This is a genomic window from Baaleninema simplex PCC 7105 (assembly GCF_000332355.1).
Lineage (GTDB): Bacteria > Cyanobacteriota > Cyanobacteriia > Cyanobacteriales > Geitlerinemataceae > Baaleninema > Baaleninema simplex.
This window is the reverse complement of record NZ_KB235957.1, coordinates 66,069-84,787: the sequence shown is the minus strand read 5'-3', so window position 1 is coordinate 84,787 and position 18,719 is coordinate 66,069. Positions and strand designations below refer to the sequence as shown.

Here is an 18,719-nt window from a genome sequence, read left to right as displayed (position 1 = left end):
CTGTCTTCAGGCGTCGATATGTCAAAATTTGGGAGAAGCTGTCCCTCAACTCCCAGAACCGATGACCCGCAACGGTAATTCTGTCGAATTTTCCCCGAAAACCTATTGGCGTACGGTCGGGGCGATCGTCGCTGCTTTGTTTGTCGTTCCAGCGATATTACAAGGTGGCATTGCGTTCTTTCGCGCGTTTTTCGATACCTTGACGACGATGTTACTGGCCGTGAACGTCGTGGGATTCGCAGCGATCGCGGGAACGGGAGGCTTGCTGTTCTGGCAGCGCGATCGCCACCGCCGACAACAACAAACCGCCGATTTGCGAGAGCGGCTGTACCGACAGATTCACGAAACTCGCCAACCCTTTACCCTGCAAGAGTTTGCTGCGTGGGTGCAGTCTCCTCCCTCCCAAGTCAAACCCCTACTCGACGAAACAGCGCGGGAATTCGATGCTAGATTTGAAATAACGGATCGAGGAGATGTTCGTTACTGCTTCTATCCAGATTCCACGGCGTCCCGTTCGCCCGATCGCAACGGCGTCGAACCCGAGACCTTGCCACCGCCACTGATTCAAGCGCAACTGGCTCGTCGGCTCGATGTCAGTCCGAGTACGATCGGCAAACGCAAGCACAAGCCTGATTTCGCCGAATGGGTTCGAGCTAAAGATCCCGATGGCATCCCGTGGCGCTATTGTGACGAGGCGAAGCAGTTTTTTCCCGTCGATTCCGAGTCGATAGGTCGTTAGTGGAAGCGTTACCAATTTTGGATCGCCGTACTCTCGCCGATCTCAACTATGCTATCGAACGTCACAATCCGTTCTCGGGCTTGTCCGAACTCGGGGAACTCGAGGTTTGGGGTGGCGCAGTACCCGACTGCGAAAGCGTTCATCGAGAAGCGACCCGTGCTGTTTCGGCGGCGTTGGAAGCCGTCGAAGGGGGAAAGCGCATCGAAACGCTCGCGGTGTTGGGGGAGGAAGGAACGGGCAAAACTCACCTGATCGGCCGGGTTTGGCGTCAGTTGAAAGCTTCCGATCGCGGTGCGTTCGTGTACGTAGACGCGCAGCAGTTTCAGGAAGGGACGGCGATCCGCCAGGGATTGCTATCGGCCGTGGTGCGCGGGTTGACGCAACGGGGCGCGACGGGATTCATGCAGTGGCAAGAGTTGGCGAGTTTTTTGGCGAACCAGGCGTTTCGCGGTCTCGACGCGACGGCCAAGACGATGACGCCGGACATGGCGGTGAAGCGGTTGAAAACGCAACCGAACGATCGCAACCGCCTGTGGATCGATCGCGTGGCGGAGGCGTTTTTTAAGGTTCGACCCGATATCGACGATCCCGATGTGGTCAGGGCGATGTTGTGGACGCTATCGCCGTCGCAAGCGCCCTTCGCGCGAAAGTGGTTGGCGGGGCGATCACTGGCGGCGTGGAAACTCGACGAGTTGGGACTTCCGAGTCACGCGGCGGAGGTTCGGGAATCGAGAGCCTTGGAGTTGCTGCGGGACATTTTACAGTTAGTCGGAGATTGGCGTCCGGTGCTGGTGGCCTTCGATCGCCTCGACGATCTCGATGACGAAGAGGAAGAGGACGACGATCTCGAGGAACGGTGGGACGTGCGCGTTCCGGTGGGGGCGATCGTGCGCTTGTCGCAAACGGTGCGATCGCTGCGAAGTCGTTACGGCGCGGTGCTGTTGAGTGCGATGATACCGGATACTTGGTATCAGACGCTGCAACCGATGTTGGGGTCGATGGTACGTCACGTTAGCGATCGCTCCGATCCGGTGCGCTTGTCGGAACCGGACGAGACCACGATTCCGGCGGTGGTGAGAGCTTGGTTACAACAGTTTTACAGAGAGCGACAACTGACTCCCCCGACGCCGCTGTATCCGTTCGACAGGGCGCAGTTGACGGCGTTAGCGCGGGAAGACTCGAATTTTCAAGAGGTGATCGACTGGTGTGGCGAGAATTTCCATCCGGTGGAAAACGATCCCATCGAACGGGTGGCGCAGGCGTACGATCGCGCCTTGGAGGTCGATCGCGCGCGGGAAACCCTCGACGAACGACTGGTGGTGAAAGCCCTGGCCTTCGCCCTCGAAAGTTGCGTCGGAACGACGGTTGAAGAGGTAGAGGTGCGATCGGTCGATCGGGAGGTCGCGCCGAAATCTCTCAATCGCGGCGCGATCGATTTGAAGATATCGGGATTGAGGGAGGGAACGCCAGTGGCCATCGGCGTGGCGGTGGTGCAGAGCGATCTCGGGACGACGGTGGGGGCGCGGTTGCGGAAACTGTGCGATCACGAAACCTTTGGCTTGACCGGTAGCTGTCTGGTGCGATCGCCCGACCTCGAAATCCCCCACCGCTGGAAGGCGCGACGAGAACTCGAACGCCTCGAAGCGTTGGGGGGAGCTTGGGTGGAATTGCAGGACGTGGCGTCCTTGTTGGCCATCTACCACGTCTTTTTACATCGCCGTGTCTGGGGTTTGTCGCGATCGCGGATTTTGGCGTTTGTGGCGCATAAAGGACTCGCCGTCCAAAATTCTACGATTCGAGGGATTTTGCGATCGCACGGCCACGGAAATTCCCCATCCTGTAGCGCCGTTGACGAACCGCTCGAACGAGGAGAAGATTTCGTGGGCAAACAGAACTGCGATCGCTACAATTCTTGAACGAACCTGAAGATCTAGAAATATCGTAAAATTGAAAGTCCGATTCCAGTAAAAATGTTACGATACCTTCGACCGAACTCAGTTTGACGGGGTTTTATGTTAGAAAATCGCGACTATACTTTGATTATCGATCGAAGTGGCAGTATGTCCGAACCAGATCGAACGGGCGGAAAAAGCCGCTGGGAAACGGTTCGAGATTCAACACTTGCCCTAGCCCAAAAATGTGAAGAGTTCGACCCAGATGGCATCACGGTGTATTTATTTTCTAGCAAATTTCGCCGTTACGATAACGTCACGACCGAAAAAGTCGAGCGCATTTTTGCAGAAAATACGCCCGTAGGAAAAACTGATTTGGCCGCCGTTCTCGAAGACGCATTTAATAATTACTTCGATCGCAAAAAAAACGGCCAAACTAAACCCAACGGCGAAACCTTTCTCGTGATTACCGACGGCGAACCCGACGATCGCAAAACCGTCATCAAACTGATTATTCAAGCCTCCCAACAGATCGATCGCGACGAAGAACTCGCGTTGTCCTTCATTCAAGTAGGAACCGATCCGAAAGTGACCGAGTATCTAAAAGCCTTAGACGATCGCCTCACAGAAGCCGGAGCGAAATTCGACATCGTCGATACCGTGACCTTAGAGGATATGAAAGAGCAATCGCTATCGGACGTTTTGTTAAACGCGATTATCGATTGAGATCGTTCGAGAGTTCTGCTACAGTTATCGATACTCGATTGCCTGGAACTCGGCGATGCAACTCCTCCAAATCGACGCGTTTACTGACCGACCCTATTGCGGGAATCCTGCCGCTGTCTGCATTCTCGAACACCCCGCCGATGAAGGCTGGATGCAGTGCGTCGCGGCCGAAAAAAACCTCTCTGAAACCGCCTTTCTCCACCCGGAAGCGGACGGGTATCGCCTGCGCTGGTTCACGCCCAAGGTAGAAGTCGAGTTGTGCGGCCACGCGACGCTCGCCAGCGCTCACGCCCTTTGGGAACTCGATCTCGCCGATCCCAACGATATACTGTACTTCTACACCCGCAGCGGTCGCTTGAGCGCCAAACGCGATCGCGAATGGATCGAGTTAGATTTTCCAGCCAGTCCCGTCGTACAAATCGAACCCCCGTCGCAACTGCTCGAAGCGCTTGGCGTCCGACCGCAGTTCGTCGGCGAAAACGTCTTGAAAGACCTGTTGGTCGAAGTCGCTACAGAAGACGAGGTGCGACAACTGCAACCCGATTTTGCTAAACTCACTAAACTTTCTGCTCGCGGCGTTATCGTCACCAGTTCCTCGAACTCTGAGTACGACTTCGTTTCGCGGTTTTTCGCTCCAGCGGCGGGAATCGACGAAGACCCCGTGACGGGGTCGGCGCACTGCGCGTTAGCCCCCTATTGGGGCAGAAAGTTAGGAAAGATGGAATTGACGGGCTTTCAAGCATCCCATCGCGGGGGGATCGTCCGCGTTCGTCGCGATAGAGAGCGTGTGGTGTTGGGCGGCCGAGCCGTGACCGTGTTGCGGGGTCAGTTGTTAGTTTGACAGTCGAGTTCTTGCTACCGCGCTCGAGTTTTAACGGTTTTGCGCTTTAACCTCTCTCTATGCAATCTCTGGCGATTTACTGGAACTGTTACAGTGTTGAATTTAACCCAACTCGGGCTGAAGCAATTCTGTCTGAGGTGCGATCGCGAGGAACGATCGCTATTTTTCGGGCGTATGGCAGTTGGACGCCGGAAGAGTTTCAAACTTTAAAACGGTATAATATTGAAGGTTTTGAAGTTTTAGAAAATTCTCACGAACTCGAATCAAAAATAATTTGCGATATCGCTAAGACCGTTTTTAAAAATAAGACGATCGACGGTTTTATTTTTGTGGGTAGCGATCGCTTATTTTTGAATTCAATTTATATTGCAAAACACCAAAACAAACCCGTATTAGTCATTTGCGATCGTAAAAACGACAGCCAGTTACTCTGTCAGTTAGCCGACGAATTTATACCGATCGCCCAACTCGAACCCGCCACCCAAGTTCCAATATTTCAAAATTCAAAACTTCTAGAACTCGCTTTAACCCATCGCTCTTATGCCAACGAATCATTAAAATCCATCGACCATAACGAACGCTTAGAATTTCTGGGCGATTCCGTCTTAAACTTTATTAGCGCCTCTTATTTATATCAAAAAAAGACAGAGTTTAGCGAAGCCAAACTTACGCGACTGCGATCGAAATTGGTGGACGAACCCCAGCTAGCTAGTTTCGCCCGACAACTCGAACTCAACCGCCATATCAAACTCGGTCAAGGGGCAGAAAAAGAAGGCGGCCGTCAGAACGATTCTCTTCTGAGCGATGTTTTTGAAGCCGTCGTCGGGGCATATTTTCTCGATGCGGGAATCGATGCCGTGCGGGAGTTTGTCGAACCCTTTTTCGAGGCGGCGATCGAAACCTTAAATACGGCAGATCTCCTCAAAGGCGATCGCCTTACCGATGCCAAAAATCGCTTTCAAGAATGGACGTTAGCCCAGTTCGGAACGCCCCCAACCTATCGTCTGATTGAAGAATCAGGGCCGCCCCACGCTCGACAGTTTACCGTCGAAGTCGTCGTCAACGACACCGTTTACGGACGCGGACGCGGTTCGCGCAAACGGGAAGCCGAAAAACGCGCCGCAGAAGTGGCGTTAAAACAGCTAGACGAGGCAAAGTAGACGAGAGCGAAACGCTGCAAACCTAAATTTAAAAAACTTTCGATGATGGATCTTTTTGCTGTCCCGCCACCGCTTCCCGTCGCGATCGCCGAAACACCCCAAGTTTCCCTACAAGGGGCGATCGAATTTCACGTTCATTCTGCCCCCGATATCGTCGATCGCAAACTCGACGATTTCGAGTTAGTCGAACAGGCGGCGAAGGCGAAAATGAAAGCGGTGGTGTTGAAAAATCACGTTTTACCCACCGCCGATCGCGCCGAACTGTCCCATCGCCTCCATCCCAACATCGAAGTCTTTGGCGGCGTGGTTCTCAACGAAGCCGTCGGCGGACTCAATCCCAAAGCCGTCGAAGTCATGGCCGATACCGCCGGACATCGCGGAAAAGTGGTCTGGCTTCCCACCATCGACGCCGACTATCACCGACGCAAATTTGGCAAGACAACGCCGGGAATTCGCATCGTGACAGGAAATCGCCTCGTTCCGTCTGTGGAGGCGGTGTTGGAGGTGGTACGCGATCGCGATTTAATCCTCGAAACCGGACATATTTCTCCCGAGGAAGTCTTGGCGGTGGTGCGTGAAGCTCGGACAATGGGAATCGAGAAGATCGTCATCACCCACGCGATGGCGGACGTTCCGGGGTTGTCGATCGCCCAAATGAAAACCCTGGCGCAGATGGGGGCATACTTAGAGTTAGATTACGTGAATGCTTTAATGGGGGAAGAGGCGATCGATCCGGCTCATCGCCAATGGCATCGCGTCTCGGTAGAGGAGATGGCGCAGGCGATTCGAGACATTGGCGTCGAACACTTTATTCTGAGTACGGATTTGGGACGTCCGAACGATCCGACTCCCGTGGAAGGATACATCCGCTTTGTGCGGGAATTACAGGATTTGGGGATGTCTACTGAGGAGATCGACGTGATGGCACGTCAGAATCCGGCGAGGTTGTTGGGAGTGTAACTCACCCATTCGATCTCGTTCGCTTTAGTCAACAACCCGCCGTCAAGCCTGTTAGCTATGACGGGGGCTTGAAAAAGCCCACAAGTTGACCAGCCTAAGTCTTCCGAAGACTACGTTACGTCCGAGAGTTTAAGTTCCTACCGACGAGTACGTTGCCAGCTTGTCGCTCTAGAACTGAAAAGTTAAACAGCTTAAAACGGGTTAAGGCAGTGCTTTTCAGAGAGTACCGAGACGTAACCTTGGCGAGGCAAACGTTACCCCTTTTGGGAGTTGTGTATTATGCACGTTTTCGTTCTGACAAAGACAAAAACCCCCTAGCACCATGCCATCCAGCCAAGGCGCGGCGGCTCCTGAAATCCGGTCGAGCTTCGGTATTTCGTCGCTATCCATTTACCCTTATCTTGCACGAGATTGAAGCCAAAGATTGTGTCGTTCCGGAAACTCAACTCAAAATCGATCCCGGCTCGCAAACAACTGGGTTGGCTATCCTGTCCGAAAACCGAATCATTTGGGCGTCCGAACTCAGCTATCGCGGACAGCAAATTAAGAACGACTTAGAGAAGCGTCGCGCTTTACGACGCTCCCGACGCCATCGAAAAACTCGTTACCGAAAGCCTCGCTTTCTTAATCGTACTCGTCCGAAGGGTTGGCTTCCACCGTCTCTCAACGCTTCGGCTCCGCTCAGCGTTGAGTCCGAGCGGAGTCGAGGACTCAACCATCGGGTCGAAACTACGATGACCTGGGTGAACCGTTTGCGAAAACTTTGTCCGATCGTCTCGATTTCTCAAGAACTCGTGCGGTTCGATACCCAAAAACTCCAAAACCCCGAAGTGAGTGGTATTGAGTATCAGCAGGGCGAATTGTTGGGCTATGAAGTGCGCGAGTACGTGTTGCAAAAGTGGGGTCGGAAGTGCATCTATTGCGGTGCGGAAGACCTACCATTAGAGGTCGAACATATTCATCCCAAATCCCAGGGAGGGAGCAACCGAGTTTCTAACCTCGCTTTGGCTTGTCATACTTGCAACCAAGCTAAGGGAAACCGAGATATTCGCGAGTTTCTATCGGGCAAACCGACCGTTCTCAACCGTATTTTGAAACAAGCAAAGCGCCGTTAAAGATGCGGCAGCAGTCAACGCAACTCGCTGGAAGCTGTACCAACAGTTGAAAGAAACTGGATTGCCCATCGAAGTGGGAACGGGGGGTTTAACCAAGTTCAACCGTACCCGATTGGGGTTGCCGAAAACTCACTGGCTCGATGCTGCTTGCGTCGGGAAATCGACTCCCGATCGATTAGATGTCGCGGTCGAGAAACCTTTACTCGTTGCAGCCAAAGGTCACGGAGTTCGGCAACGATGTCGTCCCGATCGATACGGTTTTCCGAGGGCTGTTGCCCCGAAAGCCAAATCTTTTCAAGGTTTCCAAACCGGCGATATAGTCAAGGCGACAATTCCTCAAGGAAAATTCGCCGGAAATTACACGGGGCGGATTGCTATTCGGTTTCGCCCTTCCTTTCGACTGAACGCTGGGGTTAAACCTTTTGATGTTCATCCGAAATATCTGACGACTGTTCAGAAATCAGACGGCTATGAATACAGATTCTCGAAATAAGGATGCCCTGTCGGGCAGTTCGTTTGTTGGCGGGAATTCCCCTCCCGCTAATCCTGTCGGATATAACGGGAGTCCCCTTCCCGCATTTTAGATGGAAACAAGTTCTGAGAGACCCGAATCGCGACGAGAGGCGATCGAACGTAAAAATATGGACGATATGCTCTTGACCCTAGAGCATTTGTTCGAGCGAGAAGAATCCACAGCGAAAATCGTTCTCGACTGTCTGTATAATATGGGGTCGGAAAATTTGATTTATCGCAAGGTTTGCTTTCGTCCGCTGCGAATCGCACTCCGACCCTTTGCGAAACTCTCGAAACCTGTGTTTTTGTTTTTTGGACTGCGTTGGTTTAAAGCCAACTGTCCTTGGTTGATTGCGGATTGGTTGCAATCGCTGGTGGAGTTCGACGGACAGACAAATCCCGAGGACACCGAACTGCAACAGATTCAAACCCCGGAACTGAACGAACTTCCACCGCCGGATTACGTTCTCAAAGCCGAACGCAGCGATCGCGAGATCGAACGCCTCAACGCGCAAGTTCGCTTGCTGACGAGTTCGTTAGTGGTGACGGTAGCGATTTTGGGAAGTATGCTGGCATGGTTGGGGTACGAACTTCACGTGACGCGATCGCTCGACAGCGATCCTCCTATCGCCACGCAAGATCGACAACAGGAATTTCCGTTTTGATCGATTGGCTGCAAAATCGGCGAAAGAACTCTTAATTTATCTTTACAATGATTTTAAGGAAAGCCTTAAAACTGCTTTCCGATACCACATTTTTGTAAATTTGTCAAGTTATCGCCCGTCGATTTCATGAAACGGATTTTATTATGGCATCGTAACGATCTGCGACTGCACGATCGCAAAGACTTACAGGAAGCGATCGCCACCGACGCCCAAATTATCCCCCTCTATTGTTTCGATCCGCGTCAGTTTGGAAAAACCGCCTTTGGCTTTCCTAAAACCGGATCGTATCGCGCCCAATTTCTTCTCGAAAGCGTCGCCGATTTACGAAATTCGTTGCGCCAGCGAGGAAGCGATTTAGTGGTGCGATGTGGGAAACCCGAGGCGATCGTACCGCAACTCGTCAAAGATCTCGACATCGACGGGGTATTTTTTCAAGAAGAGGTGACGTCAGAAGAAACGACGTGCGATCGGGCGGTGACGAACGCCCTAAAATCGATGGGCGTTAACGTTAAAATATTTTGGGGATCGACGCTATTTCATCCCGAAAATCTCCCCTTTCCAATTTCTAAGCTTCCCGAAGTATTCACCCAATTTCGCAAACAAGTCGAGAAGGAATCGGAAACTGACAATCTTTTCCCAACACCGAAACAACTCCCACAACTTCCCGATATCGACGTTGGAGAACTCCCCACTTTAGAGGCGTTAGGTGTCGAACCGCCACAATTTGACGATCGCGCCGTTTTAGAATTCCGGGGGGGAGAAACGGCGGGAATGGCGAGAGTGAAAGAGTATTTCTGGGAACGCGATCGCCTGCGGGTTTACAAACAAACCCGAAATGGAATGTTGGGGGCGGATTACTCCTCTAAGTTTTCTCCTTGGTTGGCGTTGGGGTGTTTGTCGCCGCGATATCTTTACGAGGAAGTGAAAGCCTACGAAGCCGAACGAGTTCGTAACGATTCGACGTATTGGTTAATCTTCGAGTTGTTATGGCGAGACTACTTCCGATTTATCTGCCAAAAACACGGCGATCGCGTCTTTTACCGTTCGGGATTGCGCGGATTAGATATCGATTGGAAACAGGATTGGGAACGGTTCGAGTTGTGGGCGCAAGGGAAGACGGGATATCCCTTTGTCGATGCGAACATGAGAGAACTTCAACTCACTGGATTTATCTCGAATCGCGGACGCCAAAACGTCGCCAGTTTCCTGACAAAGAATTTAGGAATCGACTGGCGCATGGGGGCGGAATGGTTCGAGTCGTTGTTAATTGACTACGATGTTTGTAGCAATTGGGGAAATTGGAACTATACGGCAGGAGTAGGAAACGACGCGCGAGGATTTCGCTATTTTAATATCCCCAAACAAGCAAAAGATTACGATCGCGACGGGAAATATGCAAAGCATTGGCTTCCGGAATTGGCAGAGGTTCCGGGGAAAAAGATTCATGAGGTTTATAAACTGGAAGCGTTGGAGTTAAAGCGATACGGTATTACGCGAGGGGTAGATTATCCGAATCCAGTAGTGGATTTGATGAAATCGGTGAAGGCGAACGAGGCGGTTTATAATGCGGCTTTATCGGGTTGATTCACCACAGAGACACAGAGGACACAGAGAAGATTTGTGTTAATCCCCAAACACTAATTTGAGGTTTAAAATAAAATTGGGTAAAATGTCTGCTTCTGATACAGTTTTTGGGTTTTCTAAAATTTGGACGGGTTGGTCGGGACGATAACAGTATACTCGTTGCGTTTCGGGATCGAGAAGCCATCCTAAGCGAGCGCCGTTTTCAATATATTCTTGAAGCTTAGCGTTGAGAACTTCTAAATCGTCGGTGGGCGAACGCAGTTCTGCGACAAAGTCGGGACAAATGGGGGCAAACTTTCGGCGTTGCTCCCGAGAAAGCAGGTTCCAACGGGAATTAGCAATCCAAGCCGCATCGGGAGCGCGAATCGCGCCGTTTGGCAGCGTAAATCCGGCGGAGGAGTCGAAAGCAACTCCGAGTTTAGTTTGTTGGTTCCAAAGCCAAAGTTGGGCGCTTAATCCCAAGTTTTGACGACCCGTTTCACTTCCGCTGGGGGGCATGGCGATGAGTTCTCCTCGAGCCGTTCGTTCGAGTCGTAAATCGGGATTACTGCGGCAAAGTTCCTCGAAGGTTTCGTCAGTGAGCTGTAGGCTGGGTTGGAGGTTCAGAGTAATCATCGCTCGCTATATTTTCAACATTATTGGTTTCTTGGCGTCCTTTGAGCCAATAGGTTGACATTTCACCTTTTCCTTTGACCTTGACGGTTCCTCGACTTTCCAAAATGTACTTATTTTTTAAAATGTTGTAAGTGGCTTGCGTGACTTGAATTCGTCCCGGTTCGCCCGACGATTCCATACGACTGGCAACGTTGACAGCATCGCCCCAAAGGTCGTAAATAAACTTTTTAGTGCCGATCACGCCAGCGACGACGACACCGGTATTGATGCCGATGCGAATTTGAAATGTATGACCGCCTTCGTTGTGAAAACGTCGGACAGCCGCTTGCATTTCTAAGGCCATTTCTGCCATCGCTTCGGCGTGGTCGGAACGGGGGACGGGTAAGCCAGAGGCGACCATATACGCATCGCCGATGGTTTTGATTTTTTCGAGTCCGAACTGTTCGGCGAGGCGATCGAACGTGGAAAACATGAGGTTGAGTAAATCCACGAGTTCGATGGGGGTCAGCCGGGCTGAAAGAGGGGTAAATCCGACGATGTCGGCGAATAAAATACTCACCTCGTCGAAACTTTCGGCGATCGCACTGCGGTCGTGTTTGAGGCGATCGACGATGGTTTCGGGCAAAATATTTAGGAGTAGGTTTTCAGCGCGTTCTCGTTCTTCGGCGAGGGCTTTCGCTCCCGTTTCTAAGCTTTCTAACATTCCGTTGACGCTGTGGGCGAGGCTGCTGAGTTCGTCGTTTCCCGTTTCGCGGACGCGCAAGGATAAATCGTTGCTGGTTCCGATTTCTCGAACCTCGTGGCTGAGATGGCTCAGACGCCGCAATACGAGTTTTTCGAGTAGTAACACGATCGCCCCGCCCAGCAGCAACCCGACGACGAGAACCGAACCGATGAGGTAGCGTAGGGCGATTTGACCCTGGCGGTAGATGTCGCGGGGGAGTTCGACGCGCAGCAACACGATCGGTTTTCCAAAGAGATCGTCGAGGAGGGTGTAACCGGCGATGGTGTCGCGATCGAGAACTTGGGTGAAAATGGGGGAAGCGCGATCGCGATCGCCGTTTGTCTTCACCGGCCCGATTTGACGGCGAATTCGAGCCACATCTTCGGGAACCTCATCGCTGTTGAGGCGATAGAGCGAAATCTGAAGTTGAGTTCGCTGTTCGAGTTGGGCGAGGCGATCGCGATCCCAATACTGTCCCATCAGTAGAATCCCCCGCGTCGGCCCCGTTTCGTTGCTGGGAAGGATGGGGCGAGCCGACACGGCCAGAATCCCCTCTGAGAGCAACAGTAAGCCTTTTTGGGAGCGATCGAAATCGAGGCCGTTGGCGAAAATCTTCTGAGGAAACAGAGTATTTAAGAGGGCTTCGGGAACTGGGGTCGGCTGTCTCTGATGGAAATCGTACCCTCGGGCGAAGACGGGGGTTTCCTCGCGATCGAGCAACACCAACAGGTTGAGTTCGAGGTTGAGAAAAGTTTGGTCGACGAGATTGCGATCGCGATAACCTTCGTTTTGGGTTTCGATGTAGTTATAGGTATCGTCCCAAGCCGCCCAGTCGAGAGCCGTGCGATCGAGCGCGTTAATTTCCGCTTGCAAGGCCGATCTCGCCCGTTCGACGTTCCGTCGGGTATGCTGTGTTTCGACCTGGGCGAAACGCAGCAACAAAATCGTTGCGAGGCTAGACGACAGTAAGGCGATCGACCCTACGAGAATCAGCCCGATGAGGAGAAGGGTTTTTTGACGCAAACTCATAGCGCCAGTTTATTCGACCTCGATCGAAAATGGCAGTCGCATATAAGCTCCCCGAGGATCGTTATAGGTACTGAGGTCTTCCAGAGTCGTTTGCAGGTCGCTCCAAATCTCCTCTAAAGGTTCCGGTAAGGCCGACTCGTCGGGCGTTCCGAAGAGATCTTCGAGCAGTTGTTCTTCAAAACTCTTGATGCGGGGATATTCCTGCACCGTCCAATTTTCGCCGAGTTCGGCCAGTTCGGCGGCCGTCTCAACGGCCGTTTCCAGACCGCCGAGGCGATCGACTAAGCCCTGTTCCGCCGCGTCGAGTCCCGACCAAACCCGTCCTTTGGCAATATCTCGGACGCGATCGAGGGGTAACTCTCGCCAGGTCGAAACTTCTCGGATAAACCGTTGGTAGATGGTGTTGACGAAGCCTTGGAGGATGGCGAGTTCTTCTTCGGTTTTCGGGCGGGAGGCGGTGTCGAAGTCGGCTAGGGGAGAGGTTTTGACCACGTCCCAGGTAATCCCGTTTTCGTTCCCGATTTCTTGGACGTTGAAGAATACGCCGAATACGCCGATCGAACCGGTGATGGTGTTGGGTTGGGCGACGATTTCGGTGGCCGCCATCGAAATCCAATAACCTCCAGAAGCGGCGACGTTCCCCATCGACACGACGATGGGTTTTTCTTGGCGGATGAGTTCGACTTCTCGTTTGATCGTTTCCGAGGCGATCGCGCTTCCACCGGGACTGTTGACGCGCAACACCACCGCTTTGACATCTTCGTCGAGGCGCAAGTCTCGCAGTTGTTTCGCAAAGCGATCGCCGCCGATTTGTCGGACGCCCCCTTCTCCTTCGACGATAGGGCCTTCAGCGTAGATCACCGCAATTTCGCGATCGCTGTTTCCGACGACATCGCGGTCTCCGTTGGGGTTAGTACTCTCGATATAGCGACCGAGGCTAATGCGTCGGAAGGATTCGTCGGCGTCGGTCACGTTGGTGAGTTCCTTGAGTCGCGCGATAATTTCATCGTCGTAGGCGACGCGATCGATCGCTTGGTATCCCACGGCTTCCTCAGCTTGCAGCAGTCCCCTCGCACTGGCGAGGGTGCGAATTTGCTGGGCGGTGAGTTCGCGGTGTTCGCTGACGGTATCGGCGAACTCGTTCCAAATGTCGGTCAGGAAGTCTTGGAGTTGTTGGCGGTTTTCGTTGCTGTAGTTGCTGCGGATAAAGGGTTCGACGGCGGATTTGAACTCGCCGACGCGCACCACCTGTACGCCGATTCCGTATCGATCGAACGCTTCAGCGAGGAAGGTGGTTTCAGCACTCAAGCCGTTGAGAATCATGACCCCGAGGGGATCGATCGAGAGTTCGTTCGCCGTCGATGCGAGGTAGTATTCTCGTTCGGTCCAATCGCGATCGTGAGCGATGATGGGTTTTCCGCTGTCTCGGAAGCGATCGAGGGCGGCGCGGACTTCGATGAGGTTGGCGTATCCCGTTTCCATGGTTCCGGGAGTTCCTTGCACGAACAGTCCCACGATGCGATCGTCCTCGGCGGCGGTATCGATCGCGTTGACCACGTCTCGCAGGGGCAGCGTTCGGGCGTCTTCGTCGTCTAAAGCGCGTTGTAAGGCTTCCCCTGTAGTCGAGATCGGTTCGGTGTCCTCGATGTTCACCGCTAAATCGAGAACCAGTAACGAATCGTCTTTAACGCGGGGGCCGCCCGTATCTCGTAAAGCCGCAGTGACGGCCAGGAAAATCAGTCCCCCAAACCCAATGACGGAAAAGAGGATCAAGCCGACGATGGTGGCGAATATGTTTTTTATAAAATCCCGCATATTTTTACAGTCGTAGGGTGCGCGTTTTGCAGTGAGCAGCGAGCAGTGAGCAGCCAGCAGTGGGCAGCCAGCAGTGAGGACAGTTTTCAGTAAACAGTGTCTTCATTATCGCAACAGACAAGGGTGTGTGACCCGGCCGAAAAATGTAGTCTGAAGTTAGATCGATGGATTGTTCCCGCGTCACGCCACGCACCGCCCCAACCACTCATAACCTCATAACCTATCATCTCCCCCTCTCGCCCAGGGCGATCGCCCCAAAATTTGCGTCGATGCGTTAACTTCTCAACAGAGAACCCTTTAGATGTCAGAACAGAACCCGTGGCTGCAAACGCGCGAACTTCCTTCGAGGCTAAGTCGTCCTCGACTCCTGCCATCGAACTGCACCGTTTGACATTTGCGTATCCCACTCTCAGACCAGTCCTGCAAGATCTCGACTTACAAATCGAGGTGGGAGAACGAGTCGGACTCATCGGCCCTAACGGAGCCGGAAAAACAACCCTATTCTTAGCGATTTGTGGGGTACTCAAACCCACGTCGGGCGAGGTTCGGGTGTTTGGAGAACCCGTGATTCCCGGTGCGTTTCGTCCCGAGGTGGGACTGGTGTTTCAAAATCCCAGCGACCAACTGTTTTCGCCGACGGTGTGGGACGATGTGGCCTTTGGGGTGCAAAATATGGGATTGTCCCCCGAAATTGCCAACGCCCACGTGCGCGACGCCCTCGAACTGACGGGGGTAACTGCTCTGGCCGATCGCCCACCACACCATTTGTCTGGAGGACAGAAACGCATGGTGGCGATCGCGGGAATTCTCGCGATGCGTCCGAAGTTAGTCCTGTATGACGAGCCAAGTGCGAATCTCGATTTGCAATCGCGCCGTCGTCTGATTCAATTTTTACAAACTTCTCGGGAAACTTCGGCGATCGCTTCTCACGATCTCGATCTAATTTTGGAAGTGTGCGATCGCGTCCTTCTCCTCGATGGCGGTCGTCTCGTGGCCGATGGCTCTCCGAGGGATATTTTAGGTGACGAGCGCTTGATGGCCGAGCGCGGTTTGGAAAAACCCCACAGTCTGATCCCTCACGTTCACCCCTCCTGTACTCTCGATTCTGATGGAACAACACCCCACAACTTTCACTCCCGCGAATCCTCCTCGAGCTAAAGTTCGACCGCACGTGTTTAAAAACGACTTCGACGGCGGGGCGACGCCTCGAGTCGATAACTACCACTGGCTCTCAGACGCCGAAAATCCCGAGGTCATCGCCTATTTAGAAGCGGAAAACGCCTACACCGACACGATGACCGACCATTTATCGGATTTTCGCGAAACGCTCTATGCAGAAATGTTGGGGCGCATTCAGGAAACCGATCGAGAGGTTCCCTACCGTCACGGCGATTATCTGTACTACCGACGCACGGAAGCCGGAAAACCCTACGACATCTTCTGTCGTCGCTTTAAGGACGAAGACGCACCTGAAGAAATTCTCCTCGACAGCAACCAACTCGCTGAAGGCTGCGAGTTCTTCAATTTGGGAATCTGTGCGGTGAGTCCCAACCACCGCATTCTCGCCTACGCCATCGATACGACGGGAGACGAACGCTATACGCTGTTTTTCCGCGATCTCGACGGCGATCGCCCGTATCCAGAACGCATCGACAACGTGGATCCGTCGTTTGCGTGGGGAAACGACAACTGCACGGTGTTTTACACGCAACTCGACGACAGCTATCGCCCTTACCAAGTTTATCGCCACCGCTTGGGGGACGATCCGGCGACGGACGAGTTCGTTTATGCTGAGGACGATAAGGCGTTTTATTTGTCGATCGCCAAAACTCACAGTGACGCCTATATTTTGTTGGCGTCGGAAAGTAAAGTCACTTCGGAAATCTGGTTTCTCGACGCCGATCGCCCTCGCGAGGCGTTCCGGGTGGTGCGTCCTCGAGACGTGGGAATCGAATATAGCCTCGAACACCACGGCGATGAATTCTATATTCGGACGAACGAGAACGCGACGAACTTTCAACTGGTGAAAGCGCCGATCGATCGCCCGCAGCAGTGGGAAACGGTGATTCCCCACCGCGACGATACGATGTTAGTGCGGGTGTTGCCCTTTGCCAACCGTCTCGTGTTGTTCGAGCGCAAAAACGGACTTCCGCAAGTGAGCGTCTGGGACGTGGCGACGAAACGCTACCAGGCGATCGCCTTTCCCGAACCCACCTATCACGTCTCGTTTGGCGACAATTACGAGTTCGAGGCGTCTTATCTGCGGTTGAACTATACCTCGCTGGTGACGCCGCCGTCGGTCTTCGACTACCACTTCGACAGCGGAACGTTGGAACTGAAGAAGGAAACCCCCGTGTTGGGGTACGATCGCGCGCAGTACGTCAGCGAGCGACTCTATGCGACGGCGTCTGACGGAACGCAAATCCCCATTTCGGTGGTGTATCGCCGCCAAAATTGCGATCGCGACGGTTCTCATCCGCTATGGCTGACGGGATACGGTTCTTACGGGATTCCTTATCCGGTGTCGTTCCGCTCTACGCGCGTTTCTCTGCTCGATCGCGGTGTGGTGTTTGCGATCGCTCACGTGCGCGGTGGCGGAGAAATGGGGCGTCCGTGGTACGAAGCGGGGAAACTTTTTAAGAAATACAATACGTTTACCGATTTTATCGCCTGCGCCGAACACCTCATCGCTCAAGGGTGGACGAGAAGCGATCGCCTGGCGATTTCTGGTGGAAGTGCGGGAGGGTTGCTCGTGGGAGCGGTTCTCAACGAACGCCCCGAGTTGTTCGAGGTCGCGGTTGCAGACGTTCCTTTCGTAGACGTGGTCACGACGATTCTCAACCCCGATTTACCCCTGTCGGCGATCGAATGGGACGAGTGGGGCAATCCCAACGAGGAGCCGTACTACAACTATATGTTGTCGTATTCTCCTTACGACAACGTTCACAAACGAGACTATCCTCATTTGTTAGTGTTAGCAGGATTGCACGACGCTCGGGTGAAGTATTGGGAACCGGCGAAGTGGACGGCGAAATTGCGATCGCTCAAAACTGACGACAACCTGTTATTGCTCAAAACGAATATGGAAGCAGGTCACGGCGGCGCATCGGGGCGTTACGGCTATTTACGCGAAATTGCCTTTGAATACGCTTTCGTCCTCGATCGCTTGCAATTGTCTCGCTAGAGAGCGTTAGAGAGTTCGTCTTGAATTTAGAAATTTGGGCGGATTCTTTTCTTGACGTTTTTGTAGTATGTATGTAACATAAAAATATCGAGGAGGCATCTCAGTAAAGTCACGTAAATTTTCTCGTCTAGGTCAGGCGTCACCCCAATTTTTGCGGAGATACCGACGACTATAGAGATAGAGAACGCTTCGTTCCGCGATGTGAATGGGAGTGTCGGGGAGCGACAGCGATCGATTTCAGGGTACGACTATGCGCCAACTTCATGTCACGATGGCTCGCGATCGCGTAATTTCCAAGCCATCTCAACCTCTCGTTCGTCCCCGAGTTCGGACGCAACGAAACCGTCAGGGATGTATCCATTGGCTGGGGGGACTTCGCGAATTGTTCGAGACCCTCTCTGTTCCCCAACCTCATCCTCAATTCGACCTTTACGCTAACTACACCCTCGAACGCAACATTTGGTAATCGGACAGTTCGCTGTTCGCTGCTAACTGCTGTAAAAGCGGTGCGTGATGATTTATGGGTCTCACGTTCGACATCCGATTGTTCGAGTCACGCACCCTACTGCTGTAAAAGTGGGGTTTTACAAATGTTCGATCGCACGGCTCTCGAATGTCCGAAATGCGGACGTCACACGATCGTTCGCAGTAGCGAAACCCAATGGAGTTGCATCAACTGCGACTTCTCCCGCGACTTGCAACACGATCGCGACGAATCTCTAAATTGGCTGCTGGTGTTAGGGTTGGTGGCGATGGCGATCGTCTTTGTCAGCGAACTGTCTCGTCCGCCGATTCGAGTTCGGCGATCGCGCGATCGCGAACCGAGTGCGATCGTTCGGACGCCATCCCCCGCCCGGTAGATTTACTTAGCACCCTCGCATCTCCTTCGATCGAGGGTGCGATCGTCGATGAAACCGTTTCTATCAAGATCCGTCGCAGTACTCCGCCTATACCGCGAAGCGGTTAGGGGGTGGTGAAGCGGCGGTGAGTTGAGGTGCGTCCCCTGAACAATGCGATAGCGAGAGAAGGGGATAGCGCCGAAACGAGCAATCAAATATAATTGATAAGGCGGTAACACGCTGAAAACATACGGATGGCTCATCCAGTAGGCAGCCCAGGAGTAACGGTTAAGACACTGGCAACCTGTATAGAGCATA

The 18,719-nt window shown here is 53.1% G+C and carries 15 protein-coding genes and 1 pseudogene; 13 read left to right on the top strand and 3 right to left on the bottom strand.

The features are described 5' to 3' along the window. The first annotated feature begins 61 nt into the window (after nucleotides 1-61). The 9 genes and pseudogenes from GEI7105_RS0101080 (at nucleotide 62) to GEI7105_RS0101040 (ending at nucleotide 10,195) form a co-directional block, all read left to right on the top strand. Nucleotides 62-739 carry a hypothetical protein gene (locus tag GEI7105_RS0101080; RefSeq protein ID WP_017658642.1) on the top strand — a complete coding sequence of 226 codons (678 nt, stop codon included), beginning with the start codon at nucleotides 62-64 and terminating at the stop codon, nucleotides 737-739. After that, nucleotides 739-2,655: an AAA family ATPase gene (locus GEI7105_RS0101075; protein ID WP_017658641.1), complete on the top strand. Its 1,917-nt coding sequence runs from the start codon at nucleotides 739-741 to the stop codon at nucleotides 2,653-2,655. Before GEI7105_RS0101080 ends, GEI7105_RS0101075 begins: the two co-directional genes overlap by 1 nt. 96 nt (nucleotides 2,656-2,751) lie before the next feature. Next, a complete protein-coding gene (locus GEI7105_RS0101070) occupies nucleotides 2,752-3,357 on the top strand; it encodes a vWA domain-containing protein (protein ID WP_017658640.1) in 606 nt (201 codons plus the stop codon). A gap of 55 nt (nucleotides 3,358-3,412) precedes the next feature. Then, entirely contained in the window at nucleotides 3,413-4,198 is a 786-nt protein-coding gene (locus GEI7105_RS0101065; RefSeq protein WP_017658639.1) for a PhzF family protein, read from the top strand. Nucleotides 4,199-4,257: 59 nt separating this feature from the next. Then, nucleotides 4,258-5,358: a ribonuclease III gene (gene rnc / locus GEI7105_RS38110; protein WP_017658638.1), complete on the top strand. Its 1,101-nt coding sequence runs from the start codon at nucleotides 4,258-4,260 to the stop codon at nucleotides 5,356-5,358. Nucleotides 5,359-5,400: 42 nt separating this feature from the next. Continuing rightward, entirely contained in the window at nucleotides 5,401-6,318 is a 918-nt protein-coding gene (locus GEI7105_RS0101055) for a DUF6282 family protein (RefSeq protein WP_144053618.1), read from the top strand. A 272-nt stretch (nucleotides 6,319-6,590) separates the two neighbouring features. Next, nucleotides 6,591-7,926, top strand: a pseudogene (iscB, locus tag GEI7105_RS28490) (RNA-guided endonuclease IscB). Between the two features lie 91 nt (nucleotides 7,927-8,017). Then, nucleotides 8,018-8,611: a hypothetical protein gene (locus GEI7105_RS28485; RefSeq protein WP_144053617.1), complete on the top strand. Its 594-nt coding sequence runs from the start codon at nucleotides 8,018-8,020 to the stop codon at nucleotides 8,609-8,611. Nucleotides 8,612-8,737: 126 nt separating this feature from the next. Beyond that, entirely contained in the window at nucleotides 8,738-10,195 is a 1,458-nt protein-coding gene (locus GEI7105_RS0101040) for a DASH family cryptochrome (protein ID WP_017658633.1), read from the top strand. A 39-nt stretch (nucleotides 10,196-10,234) separates the two neighbouring features. Here the strand turns inward: GEI7105_RS0101040 and GEI7105_RS0101035 are convergent, their stop codons facing one another. Genes GEI7105_RS0101035 through sppA form a run of 3 tightly spaced genes read right to left on the bottom strand, consistent with a single transcriptional unit; the run spans nucleotide 10,235 to nucleotide 14,378 of the window. Next, nucleotides 10,235-10,810 (bottom strand): Uma2 family endonuclease, encoded by a 576-nt coding sequence (locus GEI7105_RS0101035; RefSeq protein ID WP_017658632.1) that lies wholly within the window; start codon nucleotides 10,808-10,810, stop codon nucleotides 10,235-10,237. Further along, nucleotides 10,770-12,563 (bottom strand): adenylate/guanylate cyclase domain-containing protein, encoded by a 1,794-nt coding sequence (locus GEI7105_RS0101030; protein WP_017658631.1) that lies wholly within the window; start codon nucleotides 12,561-12,563, stop codon nucleotides 10,770-10,772. The genes GEI7105_RS0101035 and GEI7105_RS0101030 overlap by 41 nt, the downstream gene beginning before the upstream one ends. Nucleotides 12,564-12,572: 9 nt before the next feature. Continuing rightward, a complete protein-coding gene (gene sppA, locus GEI7105_RS0101025; protein ID WP_017658630.1) occupies nucleotides 12,573-14,378 on the bottom strand; it encodes a signal peptide peptidase SppA in 1,806 nt (601 codons plus the stop codon). A gap of 318 nt (nucleotides 14,379-14,696) precedes the next feature. On the opposite strand from sppA, the gene GEI7105_RS0101020 reads away from it, so the two are divergent. The 4 genes from GEI7105_RS0101020 (at nucleotide 14,697) to GEI7105_RS0101005 (ending at nucleotide 18,422) form a co-directional block, all read left to right on the top strand. Beyond that, complete coding sequence (locus GEI7105_RS0101020; RefSeq protein ID WP_017658629.1) at nucleotides 14,697-15,536, top strand: energy-coupling factor ABC transporter ATP-binding protein; 840 nt, start codon at nucleotides 14,697-14,699, stop codon at nucleotides 15,534-15,536. Beyond that, the gene (locus GEI7105_RS0101015) at nucleotides 15,487-17,562 is read left to right on the top strand and encodes a S9 family peptidase (RefSeq protein WP_026097335.1); all 2,076 of its coding nucleotides are present in this window, start codon (nucleotides 15,487-15,489) and stop codon (nucleotides 17,560-17,562) included. The genes GEI7105_RS0101020 and GEI7105_RS0101015 overlap by 50 nt, the downstream gene beginning before the upstream one ends. Before the next feature lie 250 nt (nucleotides 17,563-17,812). After that, nucleotides 17,813-18,028: a hypothetical protein gene (locus GEI7105_RS0101010; protein ID WP_144053616.1), complete on the top strand. Its 216-nt coding sequence runs from the start codon at nucleotides 17,813-17,815 to the stop codon at nucleotides 18,026-18,028. A 124-nt stretch (nucleotides 18,029-18,152) separates the two neighbouring features. After that, on the top strand, nucleotides 18,153-18,422 hold the full coding sequence (locus GEI7105_RS0101005) for a hypothetical protein (RefSeq protein ID WP_017658626.1): 270 nt from the start codon (nucleotides 18,153-18,155) through the stop codon (nucleotides 18,420-18,422). Nucleotides 18,423-18,719 lie beyond the last annotated feature (297 nt).

Excerpts from the sequence above, each read along its gene's own strand:
- GEI7105_RS0101030 (WP_017658631.1), bottom strand. The coding sequence starts at position 12,563 with ATGAGTTTGCGTCAAAAAACCCTTCTCCTCATCGGGCTGATTCTCGTA.
- GEI7105_RS0101005 (WP_017658626.1), top strand. The coding sequence starts at position 18,153 with ATGTTCGATCGCACGGCTCTCGAATGTCCGAAATGCGGACGTCACACG.
- rnc (WP_017658638.1), top strand. The coding sequence starts at position 4,258 with ATGCAATCTCTGGCGATTTACTGGAACTGTTACAGTGTTGAATTTAAC.
- GEI7105_RS0101055 (WP_144053618.1), top strand. The coding sequence starts at position 5,401 with ATGATGGATCTTTTTGCTGTCCCGCCACCGCTTCCCGTCGCGATCGCC.
- GEI7105_RS0101015 (WP_026097335.1), top strand. The coding sequence starts at position 15,487 with ATGGAACAACACCCCACAACTTTCACTCCCGCGAATCCTCCTCGAGCT.
- GEI7105_RS0101010 (WP_144053616.1), top strand. The coding sequence starts at position 17,813 with ATGCGCCAACTTCATGTCACGATGGCTCGCGATCGCGTAATTTCCAAG.
- GEI7105_RS0101070 (WP_017658640.1), top strand. The coding sequence starts at position 2,752 with ATGTTAGAAAATCGCGACTATACTTTGATTATCGATCGAAGTGGCAGT.
- sppA (WP_017658630.1), bottom strand. The coding sequence starts at position 14,378 with ATGCGGGATTTTATAAAAAACATATTCGCCACCATCGTCGGCTTGATC.
- GEI7105_RS0101040 (WP_017658633.1), top strand. The coding sequence starts at position 8,738 with ATGAAACGGATTTTATTATGGCATCGTAACGATCTGCGACTGCACGAT.
- GEI7105_RS0101080 (WP_017658642.1), top strand. The coding sequence starts at position 62 with ATGACCCGCAACGGTAATTCTGTCGAATTTTCCCCGAAAACCTATTGG.
- GEI7105_RS28485 (WP_144053617.1), top strand. The coding sequence starts at position 8,018 with ATGGAAACAAGTTCTGAGAGACCCGAATCGCGACGAGAGGCGATCGAA.
- GEI7105_RS0101065 (WP_017658639.1), top strand. The coding sequence starts at position 3,413 with ATGCAACTCCTCCAAATCGACGCGTTTACTGACCGACCCTATTGCGGG.
- GEI7105_RS0101035 (WP_017658632.1), bottom strand. The coding sequence starts at position 10,810 with ATGATTACTCTGAACCTCCAACCCAGCCTACAGCTCACTGACGAAACC.